The sequence below is a fragment of the Acinetobacter pollinis genome, from assembly GCF_015627175.1.
GTDB classification, from domain to species: Bacteria; Pseudomonadota; Gammaproteobacteria; order Pseudomonadales; family Moraxellaceae; genus Acinetobacter; species Acinetobacter pollinis.
In genome coordinates, this window is sequence record NZ_VTDQ01000005.1 from 50,982 (window position 1) to 76,087 (window position 25,106).

At 38.0% G+C, this 25,106-nt stretch carries 20 protein-coding genes and 4 tRNA genes; 11 read left to right on the top strand and 13 right to left on the bottom strand.

What is annotated here, in order from left to right:
• Positions 1 to 15 precede the first annotated feature (15 nt).
• From mraY to rsmH, 6 genes are read right to left on the bottom strand one after another with little or no spacing between them, the layout of a single operon-like run.
• The gene (gene mraY / locus I2F23_RS03650) at positions 16 to 1,134 is read right to left on the bottom strand and encodes a phospho-N-acetylmuramoyl-pentapeptide-transferase (RefSeq protein WP_195771215.1); all 1,119 of its coding nucleotides are present in this window, start codon (positions 1,132 to 1,134) and stop codon (positions 16 to 18) included.
• Positions 1,135 to 2,535: a UDP-N-acetylmuramoyl-tripeptide--D-alanyl-D-alanine ligase gene (locus I2F23_RS03655; protein ID WP_195771216.1), complete on the bottom strand. Its 1,401-nt coding sequence runs from the start codon at positions 2,533 to 2,535 to the stop codon at positions 1,135 to 1,137.
• Entirely contained in the window at positions 2,535 to 4,037 is a 1,503-nt protein-coding gene (locus tag I2F23_RS03660) for a UDP-N-acetylmuramoyl-L-alanyl-D-glutamate--2,6-diaminopimelate ligase (protein WP_195771217.1), read from the bottom strand. The genes I2F23_RS03655 and I2F23_RS03660 overlap by 1 nt, the downstream gene beginning before the upstream one ends.
• Positions 4,038 to 4,047: 10 nt before the next feature.
• Complete coding sequence (gene ftsI, locus I2F23_RS03665; RefSeq protein ID WP_195771218.1) at positions 4,048 to 5,871, bottom strand: penicillin-binding protein PBP3; 1,824 nt, start codon at positions 5,869 to 5,871, stop codon at positions 4,048 to 4,050.
• A gap of 9 nt (positions 5,872 to 5,880) precedes the next feature.
• Positions 5,881 to 6,219 carry a cell division protein FtsL gene (ftsL, locus tag I2F23_RS03670; protein WP_195771219.1) on the bottom strand — a complete coding sequence of 113 codons (339 nt, stop codon included), beginning with the start codon at positions 6,217 to 6,219 and terminating at the stop codon, positions 5,881 to 5,883.
• A complete protein-coding gene (gene rsmH, locus I2F23_RS03675; RefSeq protein WP_195771220.1) occupies positions 6,216 to 7,142 on the bottom strand; it encodes a 16S rRNA (cytosine(1402)-N(4))-methyltransferase RsmH in 927 nt (308 codons plus the stop codon). Before rsmH ends, ftsL begins: the two co-directional genes overlap by 4 nt.
• Before the next feature lie 371 nt (positions 7,143 to 7,513).
• Here rsmH and I2F23_RS03680 point away from each other — a divergent pair, with 371 nt between their 5' ends.
• From I2F23_RS03680 to I2F23_RS03695, 4 genes are all read left to right on the top strand, one after another.
• Complete coding sequence (locus tag I2F23_RS03680; RefSeq protein ID WP_195771221.1) at positions 7,514 to 7,837, top strand: hypothetical protein; 324 nt, start codon at positions 7,514 to 7,516, stop codon at positions 7,835 to 7,837.
• A gap of 96 nt (positions 7,838 to 7,933) precedes the next feature.
• Positions 7,934 to 9,439: a glutamate--tRNA ligase gene (gene gltX / locus I2F23_RS03685; RefSeq protein WP_195771222.1), complete on the top strand. Its 1,506-nt coding sequence runs from the start codon at positions 7,934 to 7,936 to the stop codon at positions 9,437 to 9,439.
• Between the two features lie 61 nt (positions 9,440 to 9,500).
• Positions 9,501 to 9,576, top strand: a tRNA-Ala gene (locus tag I2F23_RS03690).
• Positions 9,577 to 9,597: 21 nt separating this feature from the next.
• A tRNA-Glu gene (locus tag I2F23_RS03695) sits at positions 9,598 to 9,673 on the top strand.
• 28 nt (positions 9,674 to 9,701) lie between these two features.
• Here the strand turns inward: I2F23_RS03695 and I2F23_RS03700 are convergent.
• From I2F23_RS03700 to I2F23_RS03710, 3 genes are all read right to left on the bottom strand, one after another.
• The gene (locus tag I2F23_RS03700; RefSeq protein ID WP_195771223.1) at positions 9,702 to 10,607 is read right to left on the bottom strand and encodes a DMT family transporter; all 906 of its coding nucleotides are present in this window, start codon (positions 10,605 to 10,607) and stop codon (positions 9,702 to 9,704) included.
• The gene (locus I2F23_RS03705) at positions 10,607 to 11,182 is read right to left on the bottom strand and encodes a TetR/AcrR family transcriptional regulator (RefSeq protein WP_195771224.1); all 576 of its coding nucleotides are present in this window, start codon (positions 11,180 to 11,182) and stop codon (positions 10,607 to 10,609) included. The genes I2F23_RS03700 and I2F23_RS03705 overlap by 1 nt, the downstream gene beginning before the upstream one ends.
• A gap of 98 nt (positions 11,183 to 11,280) precedes the next feature.
• On the bottom strand, positions 11,281 to 12,186 hold the full coding sequence (locus tag I2F23_RS03710) for a lysine exporter LysO family protein (protein ID WP_195771225.1): 906 nt from the start codon (positions 12,184 to 12,186) through the stop codon (positions 11,281 to 11,283).
• A gap of 184 nt (positions 12,187 to 12,370) precedes the next feature.
• Between I2F23_RS03710 and I2F23_RS03715 the strand changes: the two genes are divergently transcribed.
• From I2F23_RS03715 to I2F23_RS03730, 4 genes are all read left to right on the top strand, one after another.
• Positions 12,371 to 13,789, top strand: coding sequence for an amino acid permease (locus tag I2F23_RS03715; protein ID WP_195771226.1), 1,419 nt, complete (start codon positions 12,371 to 12,373; stop codon positions 13,787 to 13,789).
• 106 nt (positions 13,790 to 13,895) lie between these two features.
• Entirely contained in the window at positions 13,896 to 14,837 is a 942-nt protein-coding gene (locus I2F23_RS03720; RefSeq protein WP_195771227.1) for a lipase family protein, read from the top strand.
• 112 nt (positions 14,838 to 14,949) lie between these two features.
• A tRNA-Glu gene (locus tag I2F23_RS03725) sits at positions 14,950 to 15,025 on the top strand.
• Positions 15,026 to 15,048: 23 nt separating this feature from the next.
• Positions 15,049 to 15,124: transfer RNA gene (locus tag I2F23_RS03730), tRNA-Glu, on the top strand.
• Between the two features lie 100 nt (positions 15,125 to 15,224).
• Here the strand turns inward: I2F23_RS03730 and I2F23_RS03735 are convergent.
• A complete protein-coding gene (locus I2F23_RS03735) occupies positions 15,225 to 17,420 on the bottom strand; it encodes a TonB-dependent receptor family protein (RefSeq protein WP_195771228.1) in 2,196 nt (731 codons plus the stop codon).
• 198 nt (positions 17,421 to 17,618) lie between these two features.
• Between I2F23_RS03735 and I2F23_RS03740 the strand changes: the two genes are divergently transcribed.
• Complete coding sequence (locus tag I2F23_RS03740) at positions 17,619 to 17,957, top strand: hypothetical protein (protein ID WP_195771229.1); 339 nt, start codon at positions 17,619 to 17,621, stop codon at positions 17,955 to 17,957.
• A 9-nt stretch (positions 17,958 to 17,966) separates the two neighbouring features.
• On the opposite strand, the gene I2F23_RS03745 is transcribed toward I2F23_RS03740, so the two are convergent.
• Positions 17,967 to 18,881 carry a cation diffusion facilitator family transporter gene (locus I2F23_RS03745; protein WP_195771230.1) on the bottom strand — a complete coding sequence of 305 codons (915 nt, stop codon included), beginning with the start codon at positions 18,879 to 18,881 and terminating at the stop codon, positions 17,967 to 17,969.
• A gap of 94 nt (positions 18,882 to 18,975) precedes the next feature.
• Between I2F23_RS03745 and I2F23_RS03750 the strand changes: the two genes are divergently transcribed.
• Complete coding sequence (locus tag I2F23_RS03750) at positions 18,976 to 19,764, top strand: DUF4198 domain-containing protein (protein WP_195771231.1); 789 nt, start codon at positions 18,976 to 18,978, stop codon at positions 19,762 to 19,764.
• A 51-nt stretch (positions 19,765 to 19,815) separates the two neighbouring features.
• Here the strand turns inward: I2F23_RS03750 and ettA are convergent, their stop codons facing one another.
• The gene (gene ettA / locus I2F23_RS03755; RefSeq protein ID WP_195771232.1) at positions 19,816 to 21,477 is read right to left on the bottom strand and encodes an energy-dependent translational throttle protein EttA; all 1,662 of its coding nucleotides are present in this window, start codon (positions 21,475 to 21,477) and stop codon (positions 19,816 to 19,818) included.
• A 342-nt stretch (positions 21,478 to 21,819) separates the two neighbouring features.
• On the opposite strand from ettA, the gene I2F23_RS03760 reads away from it, so the two are divergent.
• Positions 21,820 to 22,707: an SDR family NAD(P)-dependent oxidoreductase gene (locus I2F23_RS03760; protein ID WP_195771233.1), complete on the top strand. Its 888-nt coding sequence runs from the start codon at positions 21,820 to 21,822 to the stop codon at positions 22,705 to 22,707.
• 42 nt (positions 22,708 to 22,749) lie between these two features.
• Here the strand turns inward: I2F23_RS03760 and I2F23_RS03765 are convergent, their stop codons facing one another.
• Positions 22,750 to 25,092, bottom strand: coding sequence for a Tex family protein (locus I2F23_RS03765; protein ID WP_195771234.1), 2,343 nt, complete (start codon positions 25,090 to 25,092; stop codon positions 22,750 to 22,752).
• Positions 25,093 to 25,106 lie beyond the last annotated feature (14 nt).

A 25,106-nucleotide genomic window follows, 5' to 3' on the forward strand; every position in this document is an offset into this window, starting at 1 on the left:
TTGTTTCTTTTTAGCTTATCGTAATTTTAACGTCATTAGACCTAAAACTACTAAGAAAATCGTAATGATCCAGAAACGAACCACAACTTGAGTTTCTTTCCAACCTTTTTTCTCATAATGATGATGTAAAGGCGCCATTAAAAAAACACGTTTATTACGCATACGGAGTGAGCCAATTTGTAAGAAAACAGAAATTGCCTCCATAACAAAAACACCACCCATAATCGCAAATACAATTTCCTGTCTTACCATGACCGCAATTGTACCAAGCATAGCACCAAGTGCTAAAGCACCTACATCGCCCATAAAAATTTGTGCAGGGTGTGCGTTATACCATAAGAATGCCAGACCTGCTCCCACCATAGCAGAACAAATCACGACAAGCTCAGAGGTATATTTCACATAAGGAATATGTAAATAACTCGCAAAACGAATATCGCCAGACAAATAAGAGAAGACACCCAAACCTGCTGCTACAAGAACCACAGGCATAATTGCAAGGCCATCTAAACCATCTGTTAGGTTTACGGCGTTCGATGCACCATTAATGACTAAATAAGTAAAAGCCAAAAATGCAAGACCAAATGGAATAGCAGACAGTGGAATACTAATATTTTTAAAGAAAGGTACAAGGAGGTCTAACATGTTATGAGTAACAATCGGATTACCCTGTGAATTCGCAATCCAATACAATGCAATACCTGCACCGAGTGAACCAACTGACGTCCAAAAGAATTTTTTACGTGCAGGTAAACCAGCATTATCTTTGTAGCGAATCTTAATCCAGTCATCTGCCCAACCAACAGCGCCAAAAATGACCATTACACCCAATACAATCCATACGTATGGGTTGGACAAATCTGCCCACAATAATGTGCTAATACCAATTGACATAAGAATAAGCACACCACCCATTGTTGGTGTACCCATTTTTTGCGCATGACCTTCAGGGGCAAAACTACTTACAGCTTGGCCATATTTAAGTGCACGTAATTTTCGAATCATTATTGGGCCAAGACCCAAGCCAATTAACAATGACGTGATTACACTTAGTAAGGCACGCAATGTCAGATACCGAACAACAAGGAAGGATGTATCAAACCCTGCCAATTGTTTAAACAACCATAACAGCATTTAAAGCTTCTCCATCAAGTCAGCCATCAACGTCTCCATATGGGTAAAGCGAGAACCTTTAAACAAGAAGTTCATAGACTGAGGTTGATGTTTTTCAATCATGTGAATTAAAGCAGGCAACGCGTGTGCCTGCGTCTCAAAATTTATTATTTTATCCGATGCCGAGGCACCCGACTTAATCGCTTTTGAATACTGACCCACAGCCACAATGTAGTCGATCTCTTTTTCGGCAAGTTTTTGGCCTAAAGCAACGTGTTCACGTTCTGCTTCACTACCTAACTCACCAATATCGCCTATTACCATGACTTTTAAGCCATTTTGCTTCAACAGTACATCTGCAGCCGCAAGCATCGAACTTGGGTTTGCATTATATGTGTCATCAATAAAAGTATATTGATGATGCTGAATAAAATTTAAACGACCTTGAGCACCAACTGCATGCTCAAGGCCTTTAACAATCTGTTGAAGTGGAATATTTAATGCCATTGAGAATGCGACTGCTGCCAATGCATTGAATACATTATGCTCTCCAGCAAACGGCAAACTGACATCTGCTTTGCCTTGAGGAGTATGCAGACAAAAAATTGAACGCTGTGCTTCTAATTGAATATCTGTAGCAAAAATATCACCACCTAAACCAAAGCTAAGTGTATTTAAATGCTGAGTAGTATTTAAAATATTGATGGTGAAGTCATCTTTTGCAGGCACAATAGCAGTACCATTTTGAGATAAATGACGATATATCTCAGATTTTGCACGACATATACCTTCGCGACCACCGAACTCACCCAAGTGAGCCGTACCAATATTTAAAATACCAGCAACATCAGGACGTACTAAGTTTGATGTATAGTCAATTTCACCCTGATGATTTGCACCAAGTTCCATAACGGCATAACGATGTTCAGGCAATAGCTCTAATAACATCATGGGTACACCTAAATCATTATTTAGATTGCCACGTGTAACAAGTGTAGGTGCAACACCACTTAAAATACTGTTTAACATTTCTTTTGTGGTTGTCTTGCCACTACTACCAGTCAGTGCAATTACTTTTAAGTTCTGACAACTTTGACGACGAAATGCACCCAAATGGCCAAGTGCTATACGTGTATCGGGTACAACGAGCTGACAAAGATTTTCTATATCTATAGGTTCAGAAACAATTGCAACTGTACAACCATTTGAAATTACTTGTGAAATAAAACTATGCCCATCAAAACGCTCACCCTTCAATGCAAGAAAAATATCTCCTTTTTCGGCATGACGAGAGTCGGTGAGTATTCGCTTCAATAATTGCGTGGGTTTATTATTTTTATACCAATAGCCATGTGTTGCTTGTACTAAATCATCTGCTGACCATGGTGTAAGCTCTCCAGAGCTTGTTGTCGACGTATGCATTACTGATGATCTCCTACTGAGTATGCATTTGGCTGTATATGTTGTGCTTCTATTGCAGATCTCACTTCAACCACATCATCAAACCAATGTCTTACACCACTTACTTCTTGATAGTTTTCATGTCCTTTACCAGCTATGACCACAATATCGCCTGTCTTAGCATATTTGACAGCATACTTAATCGCTTCTCTTCGATCATCAATTTCTTGTAATGTTTCAGACAAGGTCAAACCTTGCTTCATATCTGCAAAAATTTGTGCTGGATCTTCTGTACGTGGATTGTCTGAAGTTAAGATAATACGATCTGCACCACTTATGGCGGCTTGTGTCATTAAAATCCGTTTACCGCGATCTCTATCACCACCACAACCAAATACTGCCCAAATCTCAGCATGCACATGACGTCTCAAACTTTTAAGCACTTGTGTTAAAGCATCTGGTGTATGTGCATAGTCAACCACAAAAATGCGCTCATCATCGCGAATCACCTGCATTCGCCCTGGTGCACCTTCTAGTTGCGTACAGTAATCTATTAATGCATCAAGCGACTCACCCATCTCAGATACAGCAATTAAGCTAGCAATGAGGTTTTCAATATTAAAATGACCTAACAATGGGCTATTTACAGCATAGTTCTGCTCTGCTGTATGCAAGGTAAATTTGGCACCTTCCAAGCTAAATGAGATATCAGATACATAAAAATCTGCCGTAGCAGTTTTCATTGAATATGTTAAGACTTTTGGCTGACTTGGATTCATTCGTGCAGCTTCATACATCACATGGGCATATGCATCGTCAATATTAATGACAGCCGTTTTCAAACTCTGAAACGCAAAAAGTTGAGCCTTTGCATGTGCATAACTTTCTAATGTTCCATGAAAATCTAAGTGATCTCGACTGAGATTACTATAAACAGCAACCTCAATATTCGAGCCATTTAAACGGCCTTGTACCAATCCATGTGAGCTCGCTTCTAATGCAACAAACTGCGCGCTCTGTTCAGCATAGTGGTGAAGTTCGCGTTGTAAATGTAAAGCATCTAATGTGGTATGAGAGGATGGTGTAAGATGAGGTAAGATTCCGTTTCCTGCCGTTCCCATCACTGCGCAGCGCTTATGCTGTAGGGTTAATAGCTCTGCTATCAGACGTGCAATTGTCGTTTTACCGTTGGTACCTGTTACGGCAAGAATTTGTGCAGGTTGAACTGGTTGTACTTTTTCTAAGTATTGCTTTTGCCATGCACCCATTAAATACCGAACATCTGGGCAACAAATGCTGTGTTCAATATTTAATGGCTGCTCAGAAATAATACCTAAGGCGCCCTGAGCTAAAGCAGCTTGTGCAAATTCTAGTGTTTTCTCAGGTTGAGTATAGCTATTTAATGCAATAAAAATTTGCCCTGAACGAATATATCGGCTATCTAAACAAAAACCTTCGAAAGGTTGATTTACCCAAGATTCCTGAGATTCAACGGGATAAATTTCTTGCAACGTAATAGACATAAAAACTCACTTATCGCCGAACATTCGTAGATTGTAATGGCTTATCTAAAGGAACATTAAGTAGACGTAAAGACTCTTGCATAATTCTTGAGAAAATTGGAGCCGCAACTAAACCACCATAGTAAGCACCTTGTGGATTTTCTACTACAACCACCATTGCAATGCGCGGATTACTAATCGGTGCAACACCTGCGAACAATGCACGATACTGCGTTTTAGAGTATCCCTTACGGTCTGGGTTTAATTTATGCGCTGTACCAGTTTTACCTCCAACACGATATCCAGGAATTTGTGCTTGAGGTGCAGTCCCTCCTGGTAATGTGACTTGCTCAAGCATATTCACAATTTCATCAGCAATTTTAGGTTCTAGTACTTGTTTGCCTTCGGCAGGTTGATCTAGCTTATACAAAGATAATGGTAGCTCTTTACCATGATTGGCCAACATGGCATACCCTTGTGCTAGTTGTAATACAGTGGCATTTAAGCCATAACCATATGCCATTGTGCCAATTTCAGAAACATTTAAATATTTTTGAGGCAAAATTAAACCAGCACTTTCACCTGGAAAATGAACTGCCGATTTAGAACCAAAACCAAAACGCTTAAAAGTCGTTGGTAAGGTAGTGGCTGGTAAAGACAATGCAATTTTTGCAGCACCCACATTCGAAGATTTTATAATGACACCGGCAAGTGTAAGCACACCATGGTCATGTGTATCACGAATTGTATGCCAACCTATACGCATAGAACCTGGATGTGTATCAATAATCGAATTGGTCGTATATTTTCCACTTTCGAGTGCAGCTGCAATAGTAAATGGCTTCATGGTCGAACCAGGTTCAAACATATCAATTGCGCCACGGTTACGCATCGCATCTTTATTATTTAGATCGTCTTTATCATTCGGATTATATGATGGCCAACTGGCAAGCCCTAAAATTTCACCTGTTTTTACATCAACAGCAATTGCTGTTGCAGAACGTGCGTTATTTGCAACACCTGCAGCGGTTAACTCACGGTACATCAAGTATTGGATCCGAGAGTCAATACTTAATGTAAAATCTTGACCATTTTGAACAGGTCGAATGATATCTGGATCGCGTACACGGTTACCAAATTTATCTCGAATATTGGTTTGTAAACCAGGTTGCCCTGTTAACTGTGTATTTAGCTTCATTTCCAAGCCTTCTACACCTTTACCATCATTATTGGTTAAACCAATAATTTGAGCATTTGGCTGAGGCTGTGGATAATATCTTTTATACGATTTTTCAGTGTATACCCCCTGAAAGTTACGCTGTAAAATCATATCTGCTTCAGGTGGTGGCACTTCGGTTTTTAATACCAAATAACGCGAATTTGGATGTGCCTTCATGCGTGCTTTTAGTGTTGCACGATCCATTCCAACAGCATCAGCCAACTCATCTAAATTAAAATCTTTATCTGGAAGCTTTTGTTTTGGTTTACGTTTCTTACCATCTGCAGATGGTGCTGTCATCAATTCATATAATTTTTTATTTTCAAAATAATCTTTTGGATCAAGAACAATTTTCATAATTGGGGAGCTAATCGCCAATGGAATTCCATTACGATCACTAATAACCCCACGCATAGGTTCTACGGTCTGATCACGCTGAATTAAAGCATTTGCTTTATTTTGCAAAAATTCTTTATTGATAATCTGAACATAAAATGCACGACATACCAATGCGACAAAGCAGAATAGAATAACACCCCAAATTAAATAGAAACGCCATTGATCAAATGTAGCGGTTGGTTTTTCTGTAATTGAACGTTTTAGTTTACGTGTTTGCTTCATTTGTTTTTCAGCCATAGAGCAACCTTACTTTTTTTGCTCCAAAGAAGGTAAAGAAATTACAACAGTATCTGCAGTAGGTGGGGAAAACATTCTTAACTGTGTTACTGCACGCGTTCCAATTTGGGAGGTCGATCCGAAAGTTTGTTGTTCAATCAGCAACCTACCCCATTCCGCATTTAAATCATCTTCTTCACGTAAATAGGTTGTCATTTGTCTATAGTCATGCCGATATTCAAATACTTCAAATACAACCATTGTTGCACTGGCAAAAATAAGAAGTACAAGAACAACATATGCAATGATTTTTTTATGAGTAATGCTCAGCCGAGAAGGCTGAGGTGCTATTGCTTCTTCTAAGTTCATTTTTTGCCTTTATTTACAAGCCCTTCTGCAACACGAAGCCATGCACTTCTAGATCTTGGATTACTTTTTACTTCTTCAGGACTCGCACAAATACGCGCAACTTTTTTGAGTCGTCTTGTATCTTCTTGTTGTTGTGGCATCCCCCAACCGCTATCTTCAGACAATGTCGATTCTTTTTGAATAAACTGTTTAATCATTCTATCTTCAAGCGAATGGAAGCTTATCACAGCTAGACGACCTTGTGGTTGAATCAATGCCACTGCTTGAGGTAAAAAAACTTCAATATCTTCAAGTTCTTTATTAATTGCAATTCGAATCGCTTGAAATGCACGTGTTGCAGGGTGTTTATTTTTTTCCCATTTAGGATGTGCTTTTTTTACAATTTCAGCCAATTCACCTGTTGTTGTAATATCACCTGCTTGCTTAATTGCACGTGCGATACGGCGACTATAACGCTCTTCACCATATTGATAAATCGTATTTGCTAACTTCTCTTCTTCAACCTCAAGCAACCATTCACGTGCTGTTTGACCTTTAGAATTATCCATACGCATGTCAAGTGGCCCATTGTGCATAAAGCTAAACCCTCGCTCTGCTTCGTCAAGCTGTGGAGAAGACACGCCTAAATCGGCCATAATTCCATCTACATGCTCAACACCAATTGCATTTAACTCAGCTTGTATGTCTGCAAAACTTGCATGAATAATTTTAAAGCGAGAATCTTCTTGCTCCAACTCAGCAGCAACAGCTAAAGCTTGAGGATCTTTATCAAAAGCATAAACGCAACTGTTTTGATCTAACTTAGAAAGTAGAAGCTTTGTATGACCACCTCGACCAAAAGTTGCATCTACATATACTCCTGTATCGCGGTCAGCAAGTAGCGCATCTATGGTTTCATTAAGCAGTACAGAAATATGTGACATAAAAAGCAAGCATCAAATGATTTAAAAATGTAATTGCACATTATCTATGGCTTTATCACAAGTACCAAATACCTTTTTGTAGAAAAATATTAACCCAATTGAAGGCATAATGATGTTTTTATCTATTTTTTATACAAACTTAGCCAATCTTCCAAAGAATTTTATTTTTGAAAATACAAAGTACAGTATGAACGTATAGTTTTATCGATGTATTGATTACAACTGTGGATATAATTTTTATCCCTGTATACATATTGTAAAATAAAATGACTCTCATTTTTATCAAAATACGGTATAGTAACAACTAAGATCACGATAAAGTCACAATAACGGATCTGAACATTAATTTTGCATGTATTGGGAGTATAGAAATGACGGTTTTTCGCTTGGTTTTACTAAGCCTGTGTATTGGAATAAATACAACATCTGTTTATGCCAATGCTATAGAAAAAGCGCATTCTAGCAAGCCCACTTCAAATTTGATTAGCAAGCAAAATTTTACTGAAAAATCTCATATTTCACTCATTGAGCAAACACTAAATAAACAACGTCAAGCTGTCGACCAGCTCAGTTCGAACTCAGACGACATTAAAATTTTAACCACAATACATGTACAACCCACTCAAAACTTCTTTGCAGCTCAACACGACCGCTTTTCTCGTTTTCTCCAAAGTCTTTTTTCACACGACTCCTAAGAAAAACCACAGTCAAAGTTAAATTCAGCGATTGCGACATATATTTTTCACGCTACACTTAACGCTATAATGGTTTTTATTTGAATTAAAGTAACTATGACTGTTCGTACACGTATTGCTCCATCCCCTACTGGTTTCCCACATGTCGGAACTGCATATATCGCCTTATTTAATCTATGTTTTGCAAAACAACATGGGGGCGAATTTATTCTCCGTATAGAAGATACAGACCAACAACGCTCTACGCCAGAATCAGAAAAAATGATTTTAGATTCGCTACGTTGGTTAGGTATACAATGGAGCGAAGGCCCAGACATTGGTGGTGCTCATGCTCCTTATCGCCAATCTGAGCGTATGGATATTTATAAAAAATATGCTTTAGAGCTCGTAGAAAAAGGCCATGCATTTTATTGTTTTGCTACAGCAGAAGAGCTTGATCAAATGCGTGCTGAACAACAGGCACGTGGTGAAACACCTAAATACGATGGCCGCGGCCTTCAACTTTCAAATGAAGAAGTAGCACGTCGACTTGCCGCAGGTGAGCCACATGTTATTCGTATGAAAGTTCCTGAAGAAGGCGTTTGTAAATTTAATGACCTTCTACGTGGAGAAGTAGAAATTCCTTGGGTACAAGTAGATATGCAAATTCTACTGAAAACAGATGGTTTACCGACATATCATTTAGCAAATGTCGTAGATGACCATTTAATGGAAATTACCCATGTATTACGTGGTGAAGAATGGCTTCCATCTGCTCCAAAACATCAATTACTTTACCAATACTTTGGTTGGGAAATGCCTGTGCTTTGTCACATGCCTTTATTACGTAATCCAGATAAATCTAAACTTTCAAAACGTAAGAATCCAACATCAATTAGTTACTACAAAGACATTGGTGTACTTCCTGAAGCATTATTAAATTATTTGGCACGTATGGGTTGGTCTATGCCCGATGAGCGTGAAGTTTTCACCCTAGATGAGATGAAAGCTAACTTTGACGTCAAACGTGTTTCTCTTGGTGGTCCAATCTTTGATGTCGAAAAGCTAAACTGGTTAAATGGTCAATGGATTAAATCTCTTACACCTACAGAACTGATGACACGTATCTTGCAATGGCAGAATGATCGCCAAAAATTAGAAGATATAGCTTCAGCGATTCAACCACGTATTAGTTTACTTTCAGAAGCAGTAAATTGGTCAGCATTCTACTTCAATCATATGCCAACTTTAACGCCAGAGATGTTTGAGCATAAGAAACTATCGGCAGAACAAGTGCGTCAAAGCCTACAATTTGCAATTTGGCGGTTGGAAAAAACATTCACATGGAATAATGACACTGTAAGCCAAATTCTCATGGATTTAGCAAATCAGATGGAAATTAAACTACGTGATTTTATGCCTACGTTTTTTATCGCAATTGCAGGTTCAACCAGTGCAACACCAATTATGCAAGCAATGGTCACCATTGGACCAGACTTAACATATGCTCGCTTAAGACATGCACTTGAAGTGGTAGGAAAACCAAGTAAAAAAGAACTAAAAACATGGGAAAAGCTGAATGAATCTCTAGAGTTGGCTAAAAACAACTCAACTGATTCATAATATATATATTTTACTTGACCTCTGTGAGTGTTATTCATAGTATAGCGCTCACAACACAGCTGGGGTTATAGCTCAGTTGGTAGAGCGCTACAATGGCATTGTAGAGGTCAGCAGTTCGATCCTGCTTAACTCCACCAGTCTCTTTGTTGTTTTTATATGTCCCTATCGTCTAGAGGCCTAGGACATCGCCCTTTCACGGCGGTAACCGGGGTTCGAATCCCCGTAGGGACGCCAAATTCTAAAAAAGCCTAGTATTAAAATACTAGGCTTTTTTACTAAGTAGTAGCAAGCAAATCATAATTAATCCCATTCCAAACCAACCAAGTACATTTAAAGACTCTCCAACAACTGTAATTGCGAAGATTGCTGCAACAACTGGCTCAAATAAAGTTAATGTAATCGCTTTACTGGCATCTATTGTTTTCAAACCATAACCAAATAGTACATAACCTAAAAACATAGGAATAAAGATCATATATCCTACTACATAGAGATTTATATTACTCGAGAAGATATGATCGCCTGTAATGAGTAGTACAGGTAAAAGAAAAAGAGCTGCACCTCCAAACATTGTTCCCATAGCTGCTTTGGAATGAATCTTACGCTCAATTAGTTTTTTTGCACTCCAAGAGTACAGCGCATAAGTGAACCCTGCTACCAAACCTAAGATTAAACCTATAAATTTCTGACTTTCCCGATTTTGATCTAACTCAGAGATATGGGAGCTTTCTCCTATTGATAATAACGCTACCCCAGTAACTCCCAAAATGAAACTAATAAACCATGTTAAAGATAATTGCTTTTTATCGAAAACTCTTTCAAGTATTGCAGTAAATAAAGGAGCCGTACCCATAGATACAACAGTACCAATAGTAATACCAGCCAAATGCATAGATGAATAAAATGCCAATGGATACAATACAACAGCAATTACACCAACTAAAAGTATAGATAAATTGGATTGAATATCATTAATCTGTTGAGCAATTTGCCTCCGTGCAAGTATCGCTTGTAAAATTCCCCCTCCTCCCATAGCAGCAGCCCCTACAGCTAAAGGACTTAAAGTCGGTGCAAGTGATGCAACTGTCCCAGTGGTTCCCCATAGAAAAGCCGCCAACAGAATGCTAAACAATCCATAATAATGTGAAATATTTACACTCGATTTCATTATGAGTTTTCTCTCACTAAAATATTCTCGGCTAGCTTTCTTGCACTTGAAATCTTACGGCTTGAACTTTCTAAACCTGCACGTGATATAGACCCTTCTAATAGAAAAGAAATCGTTAAAGCAAGTTCATCTATTTTTTCAGCGTTTAGTTTTAAATCTATAAGATGCTTTCTAATAATATTTTCAACTTCTTGTTTATGTATTTTTACAGCTTGTCTATGCGGACTATTGGCAGGAAATTCTGCAGCTGCATTTAATAAACCACACCCCCTAAATCCATTTTCATAATTGAACTCGGCATGGTCTTGATATGCATCAAATGTCGCCAATATTTTATCTATAGGATGTTCTACTTTTAATACACGGCACTCATATAACTGAAGCCATTCTTCATGTCTTGCCGTGATATATGCAGCCACCAAATCAGATTTCGTTTCAAAATTGTTGTACAAAGACATCTTCGCAACATTCGCTCTTTTTGTAATGCTATTAATACCCGTTGCTTCAATTCCTTCGTTATAAAAAAGGACAGATGCTGCATCTAATATTTTATCTTTTGCTTTATTCATAACCATACCATAATAAATATGTAGACCGACCTACCTAATATATAAACTTTATTGTACCTATACAATAGCTATCAAAATCAGTTCTACTCTAAAAACAAAAATACTTATCTAAAAGATGCAAAGAAGGTAATAAAAAATGGTGCCAAAATTGTTAATATAAAACCGCTAAATATCGCAATTTGTACATCTAAATCGCTACAGTTCTTTTTTACAAAAGGTAAAGTTGAATCCATAGCAGTTGCGCCACATACCCCAATGACGGCATGTGAACGGTACTGTCCAAATATATATAGTAAAATAATCGCATACAACTCTCGAATTAAATCAGTCAGAAGCGCAAAGCTTCCCAACTCATTGGTGGTTAATTTTGCGACCAAAGATCCCGATAGACTAAACCAACCAAAACCACTTCCGACCATCATTAAAGTTGAAAACTTATAATCCAATACATAGCTTGTAAAAAAAGCAGCGATAAACAGGGTCAATATCACCATAAGAGGTACATAAATATGCCCAAAGGTAAATCTCTCTATTTTTATAGAAGCTAAATCAATTCCAATCAAAACAATAACAATATAGAGCAAATAAGTTGTTAAAGGAGTATTCACCAAAACCTGTGGGAATAAGCTATATAACAAAACACCAAGAACCACCATAGAGATTGCACATATACACTCTATAATTGGAGGCCATATATCTTTTAGTTCTTTTTTGACTGAAGCATGTATTAACCCTACACGCTTTTTTTGAGTAAAAAGTAAAAAAAATGTGGTCAAACTAAGTATAGATGCATACAAAAAAGCATCTAAGGAGACTTGCCGACCAACCAAAGGATTTGCGAGGACACTTCCAAATTCATAACCCACTGAAACCAGCAATATCCAAATTACATATCCTATTTTTTTAATTAAATATTGACGTAAAGATAAAGAAATAACACGTGCACCGCTCCAGCCTAAAAACAAAGCAAAGACTAACGGCAAAAGTGAATAAATGAGAATTGTAAGCATATATTTTTGTTTGGTTTATATCTAAAACGAAATATAACACAAAGTACGATTAAGCCATTTGTTTTGAAGGGTATCTTTTTAAACAAATAAAGTGTCTTGATTTTTGTTCATTTATAAGGCTATTGCACATTTATAGCTTTTCTCTACAATAACTCGCTTCTTTTTTCAATTGATTTGTGTATTCATGCCGTCATCTCCTCCGAATGATCCATTGGATCAGGGCAATTCTGCGCCGCTCAAACGCGCTATGAGTACCCGACACTTGGTGATGCTTTCACTAGGTGGTGCCATTGGCACAGGCCTATTCTTAGGCTCGGGTGAAGTCATTGCACAAACGGGGCCTGTAGGTGCCATCATCTCTTACTTTCTAGGTGGCTTAATTGCCTACCTTGTTATGCTGTGCTTAGGTGAACTCGCTGTTCATATGCCAGTATCTGGCTCTTTTGGAGAATATTCCACAAGATATATTGGACCAGGTACAGGCTATATGATTACATGGGTATACTGGCTCACATGGACAGCCACCCTAGGAACAGAGTTCACTGCTGCTGCACTTTTAATGCAAGAATGGTTCCCACATGTATCGATGTGGATATGGACGCTTGTATTTGCTGCAATTGTTTTCACACTCAATATTAGCTCTACACGTCTCTTTGCAGAGTCAGAATTCTGGCTTGCACTGGTGAAAGTCATTACCGTAATTAGCTTTATATTACTTGGAATATTAGCCATATTTGGGATAATTCATTATAACAACCAACCGACAGCACCTCTTTTTACAAACTTGGTTTCTCACGGTTGGTTCCCTCAAGGTATTTTCCCAATATTTGCCACAATGCTGATTGTTAACTTTGCTTTTTCAGGCACAGAACTCATTGGTGTTGCAGCTGGAGAAACTGAAAATCCTGCCAAAAATATTCCAAAAGCAATTAATGCTTCAATCTGGCGTCTACTTATTTTCTTTGTAGGTACAATTATTGTAATTAGTGCGCTATTGCCTTACGAACAAGCTGGTTTAAGTAGCAATTCAGTGAGTAGTAGCCCTTTTGTGACGGTATTTAAATATATTGGTATTCCTTATGCCGAAGACATTATACGCTTCGTCATTATTACAGCATTACTCTCTGCAGCAAATTCTGGTTTATATGCAGCATCACGTATGATGTGGTCGCTTTCTGATAAACAGCAACTTCCAAAAGTGTTCTCAAAACTTACAAAATCGGGTACACCCATTATTGCAATTATTGTGACGATGTTTGGCGCGCTTCCTGGTTTACTCTCAGAGCATTTTGCACCTGAAACGATTTTTAAGAACTTACTTGGCGTTGCTGCATTTACCATGGTTATTGTTTGGACAGCAATTTGTGTCTGCCAATTTAATTTTCGCCGCCAATGGTACAAGTTGGGCCATAGCAAGGAAGAACTTAAATTTGCAGCACCATTATTTCCTATCACGCCAATTCTTGGTTTCATTTTCTGTGTGATTACCTGCATAAGTATGGCGGCAGATCCCCAAATGCTTCCAGGTTTTTATAGTTGTTTGGGCTTTATTGCACTGTGTTATATCAGTCATTTCTTTTTATATAGAAAGAAAAACTCATAATAAGAGACAAACGTCTTTTATTATAAAAGTGTAGCGAATCGCTACACTTTTTTTTTATGCATTTATACTAAAAAGTCTTAGCTATCGTGATGTACTTCAAACAGATATGAAGATTGTTTTTATTCATGGCATAAATCAACAAAACTTTGATGCAGAATCTTTCGAGCATCATTGGTCAAATGTATTTAATATTGGTCTAGAACGAAACAATCTTGATTTAACATCGAAAGATATTAATCTCGAATTTCCATTTTATGGCGACATTTTAACAGCCAGAAATATGAAAAATGCTGTTGATTTAGATACCATGAATCCTAATTGGGCCTTCTTTGAAAAACTTCCCAAACTCAAAGAAAGAAATAAAGAGAAAATTCAGAAAGCTCTAGAAATTCCACTCTTGCCTCATTATGACGAAAATCTAAAATACTCTCTTAAAAGAAAGTTTTTTCTCATGTCCCAATTGGCTAAAGATCATGTACTCAAAGAAATGGTCATTTTGCTTAACCACTTTCCAAACCTACATGAGTCATTGGTTCAAAAATTTATTTCAGAAGCATATTTGTATTGGTACGATACAACTTTTAAGAAACAAATTCATGAACGTATATTGTCGTGTTTTGAGAAAGGAGAACAACATATTGTAGTTGCCCATTCTTTAGGAACTGTCATTGCTTATAATGTCTTACACGAGCTTTCAAAAGATTATCCTATAGAAAGATTTATTACGCTTGCATCTCCACTTCCTTTTAATGTCGTCCAACGACATATTGTCTCCCCTATTCAGCGACCTAAAGCATTATATGGCGACTGGTACAATTTCTATTCCAGAGACGACTATTTAACAACCTTCCCAATGACTGCACCAAGATTTGGAATTTCACCGAAAGTCAAAAATCATCTCATTACAACCTTTGCAGATAAGCCACACGAGATTATTGGGTACTTACAACATCCAAATGTTATACGTTCCATTTTTGAACAAACAAACTACTTAAAACAAATGCCTAAAACTCAATCATTGTTTAAATCTGCTCAAAAAACTACCTAAAAACATAATTGTTGTTATTTTTTAATCAAAAGATTAGAAATACCTCATTTTTAATGAAAAAGCATTTGACAGTGAGCCAGATTAAACCTAATATACGCCCACCTTCTGATGTGTCCCTATCGTCTAGAGGCCTAGGACATCGCCCTTTCACGGCGGTAACCGGGGTTCGAATCCCCGTAGGGACGCCACTTAAATTCAGAATACTCTAGAAGTCCCTATCGTCTAGAGGCCTAGGACATCGCCCTTTCACGGCGGTAACCGGGGTTCGAATCCCCGTAGGGACGCCAAATTCTAAAAAGCCACTGAATATTCAGTGGCTTTTTTTATGTGTTTAATCGTCAAAAAACCCCAACAATTTGCTGGGGTATTACTGCTAAATGTACTAACTTAGAAATCTAATGAAGTTTGTAAGAAAACCGTTCTTGGTTGACCCTCATATTTACCATAGATACTGTCAGATGAACGGGTAAAATAGTTTGTATCGAATACATTCTTAATACCCGCAGCAACTTTTAACCCTTTTAACTGCTGGTTAAAGTCATATCCTACACGCACGGCAGTGGTCGTATAACCATGAATACGTCCAAAACGACCTTTATCATCTTCAATGACTAAATCGTCTTTATTTGTGGCAACTTGACTCGATTGTGCAAAAAGATCTGTATTAATCGTCCATTGATTAACTTTATAGCCCAACCCAAGATTTGCGACCCAACGAGAATAAAGTGGAATATCTTTACCTTTACGAACTCCAGCTGCTGCGGTTGCATGGGTATACGTTAAATTACTATAGGCAGACAGGCCTTGAAGTACATCATACATTTGACCAAAATCATAGTTTACACCCAATTCAAATCCTGCATGACGTGTAGCACCAAGACTACTCCACTCTTCAACGCCATTAATTTTAGAGCGCTTTAACTCCTGATTAAAGTCGATATAAAAAGCGGTTAACTCTGCTTGTAAGCCATGGCCTAAATAATGTGTGCCAATCTCATAGTTTTTTGCTTTTTCAGGGCGTAGGCCTTCAGTTTGAGAAACAGCTCGATCACCATCGATTTTTGCCATTTGGCTATATTGCTGTGGACCGAATGAAATACCATAGTTCGCAAATACATTCCACTGATCATTAATGGCATATTTGACTGAAAAGTTTGGCAACACCTCATTCGACTTTACTACAGGTGTAATTGAGTTTTTAACCGTATTATCTGCATTTAACCGATTAAAGTTCTCTGTCGTTTTAATTGACTCAAAACGCACTCCAGGCGTAATTGACCAACGTCCAATATCTGTTCTATTGTCCAAATAAATCGCATGTGCTGTAGTCTTACCATTGGCAGATGAATAACCATCTAACTGGGTAATTACAGGACTATTAATTGCATAAAATGCGCTACGCCCAATATATTCTTTACTGGTTTCATAAAGATAACGATATCCCACTGAGATTTCATTATTTGTATGACCAATGGCATAAGCATGTGAAAAGCGTGGTTCTATGGCAGAGACTCTATAAGTACGTGGCGCATTTCTAAGTTGCATTTCTAGCTTTTTAGTTTTTGAATTTTGCGCCTGATTTTCCATAACTGCATTACGATACGTATCAGTATGGTACGCTAAAACCTCAAATGTATTTACATCATCCTGATGCGTATATTTTAAAGAACCATCTGTACGATGCCCCTCAAAGAAATCATTTTTCATAACAGATTGATCAGGGTTAACAGCATATTGTTGTGGCGTTAGTCCACCAGGCATACCGGCCTTTGCATCATATCGATGTAAACTAAACTCAAGTTTGTCTGTATCTGTAAAACGATAAGCTGTTTTTAAAATAACATCATTAATATTGTTATGATCATTGTCATCTCTATAGCCATCTCCTTGTGTTCCAGAGTACATCAAGGCCACACCTAAGCCATTTTCGAATGTAGTCCCTAAAAATGCATTCGGGCTTAACTTCACATTACCATTTTTAGCAAACTCAGTTATTAGGCCAACACTACCTTTAAACTCACTTGGAATCTCACGTGTATTAAAGTTAATAATACCGCCTACATTTTGTGGTCCAAAACGTACTGAACCTGCACCGCGTATTACATCAATTGACGAAATATTTCCTAGGCTTGTTGGTGCAAGAGAGAGTTGAGGTTGACCATAAGGTGCAAATGCCAATGGCACACCATCCATAAGTACAGTAGAGCGTGGTGAGAATCTCGATGTTAAACCACGTACACCAAAGCTAAGAGACAGATCGCTTCCTGCTGTACCTGCATTATCTTGTACTTGAATACCTGGAACTTGCTTTAATGCATCCTTTAGCGTTGTAGAAGCCGTTTCATCCAATTGTTTACGATCAATAATCGTTCTTGCACCAGGATGTTCGAAGACTTTTTTTGCAGTCACATCTTCCAACCAGTTTCCTTGCGCACGTAATTGAATCGTATTTAAAACGGGGGGTGTTGCTCCATCTTCTTGTGCGTGTATCGATGCAGATATGCCTAATAAAATACATAATGTTGCAAATGCTGTTTTTGAATAGCGAAACTGACGTTGATAAAAAAAGAGCTTTTGATGCATTCTGGGTCTCTTAAAGTATAATATATGTAAAAATATGTGATAAAATAATATGACTCAAAAATAAAAACAATAATTATTCTTATTTATACTTATCGATATTTCTTGTGAAATTGGAGATAAAAAAAGGGATTCTGACTTAAAGTTTTTTATTTCTATATAATTTCGCTAAAATGAAGATAAAATTATTTTGGAGCTTTCATGCAATATCGTTGCCCTAAATGCCAAAGTCAAAAAGTCATTCCTGTTGCACAAGCAGGCAATGCAACACGACCAGATGTCCCAAAAAGTCTTATGGTTTTAGTTTTTTCTATCTTTTTACTGCTATTACTCATCATTTCAAACATTGTGATGTGGATTTTTAGTAAAGGTGCAGGAACAAATCTACAAATTGCAACAGCAATTGTATTCGTCATTACTGCTATTTCCGGTGTACTATTTTGGAAAGACTTACCTAATTTTAAGCTTTCTATGCAAGCATTTATGCAGTCACAGAAAGCTTGGAAATGCCGCGAATGCAACAACCAGTGGCAAATCTAACATGTAATTTTAATGTTTAGAAAAATCATGAGTATGAGTATGCTCATGATTGAGTGAAATATCAGTTTCGATCTGCAGGGTTACCTCTGTAATTCCGTAGCGATAAGAGAGCATGTCAACAGCCTGACGATATAATCTTGTTTGATTCACCAAAGGTGCAAATACATGTACTGTTAAATGTACATTTTTTGAAGTAATTGCCCACACTCTTAACTGGTGTATGCCATGCACACCAGGCAACTCGAGTAAATCTTGTCGTAGAGCTTCTATATCAATTTCTTCTGGAACACCTTCAAGCAGAATGTTCAAACTTTGCCTCAATAATATCCATGCCCGAGGTAAAACCCATAGGCCAATAAGAATAGCAACAGCAGAATCTATCCATTTCCAGTCTGTATAATAAATGACAATTGCACCAGCAATAACCCCCATCGATCCAATTGCATCACTTAAAACCTCTAGGTAAGCACCTTTAATATTTAAACGATTATTCGCATCTGAAGCAAGAATTCGCATAGAAATTAAGTTTATGATTAAACCAATACTAGCAATGACCAACATGCCTAAACTATGTATTTCAGCTGGCTGCGTAAAGCGCTTATATGCCTCATATACAATATATAAGGCAATCATAAATAACATTAAAGCATTCAACAAAGCAGCTAATATTTCAAACCTTTGATAACCAAACGTACGTTTGTCATCTGCTGGTAATTGGCCAATATGCACAGCAATTAAAGCGATTGCTAACGCAATTACATCCGTAAACATATGTGCAGCATCAGAGAGTAACGCCAAACTCTCTGTCACAAATCCTGCAACTATTTCAACAACTAAAAATATAGAGGTTAAAACCAAAGCTATCGCTAATTTTTTAGCACTCCCCTCTGTTACCTCTACATGACGATGGTCATGCCCACTCACGTTTTACTCCTTATTTTATATAGTTATAGAATAAATCTTGCAACTTAGATACTTTTAAATAATAATGATTATCATTTATTGTCAGTATTCTTTTATGAAACCTGTTCTATTTATTTCACTTCTATTTTCAACTATGTCATATGCGCATGAACCATTCTTAACAGCACCTATAAGTACAACAGATAATCATCGCATTCTTATTACAGCAGGCTACAGTGAAGAGGCTCTAAATAGTGAAATTGCTTTGAAAGATGCAACTTTTACCATCACTGATCCTCATCAAAACGTTCAAACAGTTCAATCGAATAGCACATTAAAGTCGGCAAGCACATTCGATTTAGAACTCCCGACTGAAGGAACATATAAAATTCAATCAGTGCTTTCTCATCAATTACAATATATATATTTTAATGATGAATGGCGCACTTTTTTTAATATTACAGCAAATAAAGTCACAGATATGAAAGATCGTACATTTGTTATTCCAAGTGACTTTACGACTGCACCCAAATTGATAGAAGTTACACGAGAATGGACGATAAAAAGCTACGTTTCTAAACAGCACAGTTCTCCTTTAAAAGAAGAGTCAGATTCAAGTATTCATGTTGATTTTAGTACTCATCCAACAGATATAAAGGCAAACGAGCCTATTGTTTTAAAAACAACATATCAAGGTTTACCACTGACAGATGCAGAAATTACAATACGATCTTTGGGGCAAAATGACGAACAAGCAAAACATTTTACATCTGACAAATCAGGGAAATTAGCATTTAAGTTTCCCCATACTGGTCAATATCTAATTTCAGTCAGTCAAAAGTTTAACCCTAAAGTTAAACCGACTCTGCAACGTTATACATTGATTAGTTTAAGTATTCGCTAAACAAAAAAAAGCCAGCTCACATAGGAGCTGGCTTTTTTATTGGCTTAGTAATTAGCCACCAATTTTTCTATATTTTTGACGCTTTGGTCGAGCCTCATCGCCCAATTTTTTCTTACGGAATGCTTCATATTCTGTATAGTTACCATCAAAGAATTCAGGACCTTCATCTTCAAAAGCAAGAATATGCGTTGCAATACGGTCTAAGAACCAACGGTCATGCGATACAACCATAACGGTACCAGGGAAAACTAAAATAGCATCTTCTAGGGCACGTAACGTTTCAACATCAAGGTCATTTGATGGTTCATCGAGTAAGATAACGTTTGCACCTTGCTGAAGAATTTTTGCAAGTTGTAAACGGTTACGCTCACCACCTGAAAGTTCACCAACACGTTTTTGTTGGTCTGAACCCTTAAAGTTAAAGCGACCAATATAAGCACGAGAAGCAATTTCGTAATCGCCTACACGTAAAATATCCAAGCCACCTGAAACTTCTTCCCAAACCGTTTTGTTATCATCTAACGTATCACGAATCTGACCTACATAAGCTACTTTTACAGAATCACCAACAGTAACCGTTCCTGAAGTTGGTTCTTGCTCACCTGTCATCATACGGAATAGCGTTGTTTTACCTGCACCATTTGGCCCAACAATACCTACAATAGAAGCTGGCGGTACAGAGAAGCTAAGATTTTCGTAAAGTAAACGATCGCCGAATGACTTACTAATGTTGTCAACTTCAACAACCTTGTTCCCTAAACGAGGGCCAGGTGGAATATAAATTTCTGAAGTTTCGTTACGCTCTTGGAATTCTTTAGAGTTTAACTCTTCAAAACGTTCCATACGTGCTTTATTTTTCTTTTGCTGACCCTTAGCATTTGAACGAACCCATTCAAGTTCTTTTTTCAATGCCTTTGCAAAAGACTCTTCTTGTTTGTTCTCTTGCTCTAAACGAGCATTCTTTTGCTCTAACCACGTTGTGTAGTTCCCTTGGTAAGGAATACCATGCCCACGGTCAAGTTCTAAAATCCATTCAGCAACATTATCTAAGAAATAACGGTCATGGGTAATCGCAACAATTGTGCCCGCGAAGTCTTTTAAGAAACGTTCAAGCCAAGATACAGACTCTGCATCTAAATGGTTTGTCGGTTCATCAAGTAACAACATGTCAGGTTTAGACAAAAGCAGACGACACAGTGCAACACGGCGGCGCTCACCACCAGAAAGTTTGTTTACGTCTGCATCCCATGCAGGTAAACGTAACGCATCTGCGGCTTGTTCCATTTGGTTGTTTAAATTATGTGCATCCCATGCATGAATAATTGCTTCAAGTTTTTCTTGCTCTTTCGCAAGTGCATCAAAATCGGCATCTTCAGCTGCATATTCAGCAAATACTTCGTCTAAACGCGCTAAAGCATCTAGAGGTTCACGTAGACCATCTTCAACGTTACCACGTACATCTTTGTTTGGATCTAAAGGTGGCTCTTGTTCAAGATAGCCAATTTTAATACCAGGTTGTGCACGTGCTTCACCAGAAAAATCTTTATCTACACCCGCCATAATGCGAAGTAGCGTAGACTTACCCGCACCATTTAAACCAAGTACACCAATTTTTGCACCAGGGAAAAATGATAAAGAGATATCTTTAAGGATTTCGCGCTTCGGCGGAACCATTTTAGATACTCGGTTCATTGTATAGATATATTGGGCCACGCGGACTCCTCAATTGAAAATAATGTACAGCTAAAAATATTTGAAACTATTATACCTAAAAGTACTCAGAAAATAAGGTGATTGCCTTTTTATTGTCATTGGTTCTATCACTTCATACCAACAACATTATTATTCAATATCATTGTGACAAAAGATTGTACTGTTTTCAAATCTGTTTAAAATATTCTCAACCTGAAAAATACGCATCTATTTTTCATATTTTGTCATTATCTCCTGTTGGGTTTTACGATATGCTTTCGTGATATCGCTGATACTTCTTATCATAGAAATCAGATGAAGATATTGTCTGCTCACCAACCATATGCGCCTAGGTACCATTTCGTGAAAAAAAAATTAGAGAATCTTTTTCAACAACGCGTTCAAGGAAAAGTTGCACTGATTACTGGGGCCTCAAGTGGTATTGGGCGTACAATTGCTCAACGCCTTGCTTCTGCAGGTGCACACGTTTTATTAGTAGCACGCACAGAAGAAAATTTACGTGAGGTACAAATAGAAATTGAACGTCTTGGCGGTCAAGCATCTATTTTCCCATGCGATTTAAATGACATGGATGCAATTGACCGATGCTCTCAGGAAATTTTAGCAAATATTGAACATATTGATATTTTAATTAACAATGCAGGACGTTCAATTCGTCGTGCCGTTGAAGAGTCCCTCGATCGTTTTCACGATTTTGAAAGAACCATGCAACTTAATTATTTTGGTGCTGTCCGTTTAGTACTGAACATCTTACCTCATATGATTAAGCGTCGTGATGGACATATTATTAATATTAGTTCGATTGGTGTTTTAGCAAATGCTACACGCTTTTCTGCCTATGTTGCATCTAAAGCTGCACTTGATGCATTTAGTCGCTGTCTTTCAGCCGAAGTACATGCACACAAAATTGCAATTACATCTGTATATATGCCATTAGTACGCACACCCATGATTGCACCCACAAAAATTTATAACTACGTTCCAACACTCTCTACAGAACAAGCTGCAGATCTTATTGCATATGCTATTGTTAAACGCCCTAAAAGTGTAGCGACAAATTTGGGCCGTTTAGCATCGCTTACTTACTCAATCGTTCCGGATTTAAATAATAAGCTGATGTCTATTGGCTTTAACTTATTTCCAAGCTCTACAGCGTCCGTAGGTAAAAAAGAAAAATTAAACCTTATTCAACGCGCTTATGCCAAACTATTTCCGGGTGAGCATTGGTAATAAAAAAGCCTCCTAATAAGGAGGCTTTTTTATGTCAGTCAATTATTTTGACCCTTTAATTCCTGCTTGTAATAACAACGCACCTAAACCACCAATTTTTTGCTCTTGTGGTTTATCTTGCTTCGCACGTTTTGGTTGATCTTTACGTGGTTGTGCTGGGCGTTTGTGTTGTGGCTTACGTTGCTCATCTTGTCCCTTGTGCTCGCGACGTGGCGGGCGCTGTGCTTTTACAGGAGCCTGAGCGCCTTCTGGACGCATGCTTAAATTCACACGCTTACGCTCTGCATCTACCTGAATAACACGTACTTGTACAATTTGGCCTGGTTTTACAATCTTTTGTGGGTCAGCAACAAACTCATTTGCCAACTCAGAAATATGTACTAAACCATCTTGATGAACACCAACATCGACAAAAGCACCAAAGTTAGTCACATTTGTAACGACGCCCTCTAACTCCATACCTTCGTGTAAATGCGCAACTTCTGTTACATCTTCACGGAATTTAGCTGTACGGAATTCAGGACGAGGATCACGACCAGGTTTTTCAAGTTCGCTTAAAACATCTTTCACTGTTGGTAAACCAAATTTTTCACTTACAAACTGATCCGCATCAATTTGGCGAAGAATTTCAGTATTACCAATAATATCTTTTACAGTCGTCGACTTTGCAGCCACGATATCTTCAACTAGACCATAACTTTCAGGGTGTACAGCAGAAGCATCTAATGGTTGTTCGCCATGGTGAATACGTAAGAAACCAGCAGCTTGCTCAAAAGTACGCTCACCTAAACGAGGAACTTTCTTCAAAACTTGGCGATCATTAAAAGGACCATGTTCTTTACGATATTCAACGATTTGTTGTGCAATTGCTTTATTCAAGCCCGCAATGTAACCCAATACAGCTGGTGATGCTGTATTTACATCCACACCAACAGCATTCACACAGTCTTCTACAACTGCATCAAGTGCTTTTGCAAGACCTGCTTGGTTTACATCGTGTTGATACTGTCCTACACCAATTGACTTAGGATCAATTTTCACAAGCTCCGCTAAAGGATCTTGTAAACGGCGTGCGATAGATACTGCACCACGAATTGAAACATCAAGCTCAGGTAACTCTTGTGAAGCAAGCTCACTTGCAGAGTAAACCGATGCACCTGCTTCACTGACTGTTACACGTGTCAGTTTAAGGTCGCTATTTTCTGCCATCATTTCAGCAATAATCGTTTCCGTCTCACGACTTGCCGTACCATTACCAATTGCAACTAAATCGACAGCATATTCACGGCATAAACGTGCAAGCTCCTCTTTTGCACCAGCTTTATCTTCTTTTGGAGCAAAAGGATAAACTGTACTATGTGCAACAACGTCACCCGATGCATTCACAACTGCAAGTTTTACACCTGTACGAACACCTGGATCTACACCCAGTGTACAGCGACCGCCAGCAGGTGCTGAAAGTAACAAGTGACGTAGATTTTCTGCAAATACTTGCATTGCTTCCGCTTCTGCAGCCAAGCGTTTTTCAGTCAGCAATGAATGTTCGATTTGTGGTCTAATTTTACCTAACCAAAAAAGTTTTGCCGTCTGTTTTAAGAAATTTTGACGTGCTTGAGGTTGAATATTGTCTAAGGCATATTCTTGCTCAATACGTAATAATGGTGCTTCATCTTCACCATCTACTTTTAAACCCAATACGTTTTCTTGACGACCGCGTAACATCGCAAGTAAACGATGAGAAGGTACTTTGTTTAAATTTTCTGAAAACTCAAAGTAATCTTTAAACTTCTTGCCTACTTCACGCTTTTCATCTGAAGCAACTGCACTATTTAAAACAGCCGTTTTAGAAAAAATCGCTTTTAAGTCGACAGATAGTGCAATATTTTGCGCCCACGTATCAATAATAATATGCTGTACAGCATCTAACTGGCTTTCTGTGTCTGCATAATCTTCATGAGCAAAACCATCAAGTGCAAGTGTTGGCTCTATCTCTTCTTGCAAAATACGCTCTGCAATAGGCCCTAAACCTGCTTCTTTTGCCTTGAAAGACTTGCTTGTGCGCTTTGGACGATATGGCGCATAAATTTCTTCTAATGCATTTTTTGTTGTTGCAGTATTTACACGTGTAAGTAAATCATCACTCAATTTATTTTGTTCAGTTAAAGACTGAATGACTTTTTCACGACGCTCGTTTAAATCACGTAAATAGCTCAAACGTGTGTCCAGCTGACGAAGCTGCGTGTCATCCAAGCCTTGGGTTACCTCTTTACGGTAACGTGCAATAAATGGAACACTTGCCCCTTCATCAATTAAACGAATTGCGGCTTCTACTTGGTTCGGACGTGCGGCAAGCTCACTTGCCAACTGCTGAACGAGGTCAGTCATCGTATGGAATCCTA

Bases quoted from the DNA above. Each gene is read 5' to 3' on its own strand.
- mraY (WP_195771215.1), bottom strand. From the start codon at position 1,134: ATGCTGTTATGGTTGTTTAAACAATTGGCAGGGTTTGATACATCCTTC.
- I2F23_RS03655 (WP_195771216.1), bottom strand. From the start codon at position 2,535: ATGCATACGTCGACAACAAGCTCTGGAGAGCTTACACCATGGTCAGCA.
- I2F23_RS03660 (WP_195771217.1), bottom strand. From the start codon at position 4,037: ATGTCTATTACGTTGCAAGAAATTTATCCCGTTGAATCTCAGGAATCT.
- ftsI (WP_195771218.1), bottom strand. From the start codon at position 5,871: ATGGCTGAAAAACAAATGAAGCAAACACGTAAACTAAAACGTTCAATT.
- ftsL (WP_195771219.1), bottom strand. From the start codon at position 6,219: ATGAACTTAGAAGAAGCAATAGCACCTCAGCCTTCTCGGCTGAGCATT.
- rsmH (WP_195771220.1), bottom strand. From the start codon at position 7,142: ATGTCACATATTTCTGTACTGCTTAATGAAACCATAGATGCGCTACTT.
- I2F23_RS03680 (WP_195771221.1), top strand. From the start codon at position 7,514: ATGACGGTTTTTCGCTTGGTTTTACTAAGCCTGTGTATTGGAATAAAT.
- gltX (WP_195771222.1), top strand. From the start codon at position 7,934: ATGACTGTTCGTACACGTATTGCTCCATCCCCTACTGGTTTCCCACAT.
- I2F23_RS03700 (WP_195771223.1), bottom strand. From the start codon at position 10,607: ATGAAATCGAGTGTAAATATTTCACATTATTATGGATTGTTTAGCATT.
- I2F23_RS03705 (WP_195771224.1), bottom strand. From the start codon at position 11,182: ATGGTTATGAATAAAGCAAAAGATAAAATATTAGATGCAGCATCTGTC.
- I2F23_RS03710 (WP_195771225.1), bottom strand. From the start codon at position 12,186: ATGCTTACAATTCTCATTTATTCACTTTTGCCGTTAGTCTTTGCTTTG.
- I2F23_RS03715 (WP_195771226.1), top strand. From the start codon at position 12,371: ATGCCGTCATCTCCTCCGAATGATCCATTGGATCAGGGCAATTCTGCG.
- I2F23_RS03720 (WP_195771227.1), top strand. From the start codon at position 13,896: ATGAAGATTGTTTTTATTCATGGCATAAATCAACAAAACTTTGATGCA.
- I2F23_RS03735 (WP_195771228.1), bottom strand. From the start codon at position 17,420: ATGCATCAAAAGCTCTTTTTTTATCAACGTCAGTTTCGCTATTCAAAA.
- I2F23_RS03740 (WP_195771229.1), top strand. From the start codon at position 17,619: ATGCAATATCGTTGCCCTAAATGCCAAAGTCAAAAAGTCATTCCTGTT.
- I2F23_RS03750 (WP_195771231.1), top strand. From the start codon at position 18,976: ATGAAACCTGTTCTATTTATTTCACTTCTATTTTCAACTATGTCATAT.
- I2F23_RS03765 (WP_195771234.1), bottom strand. From the start codon at position 25,092: ATGACTGACCTCGTTCAGCAGTTGGCAAGTGAGCTTGCCGCACGTCCG.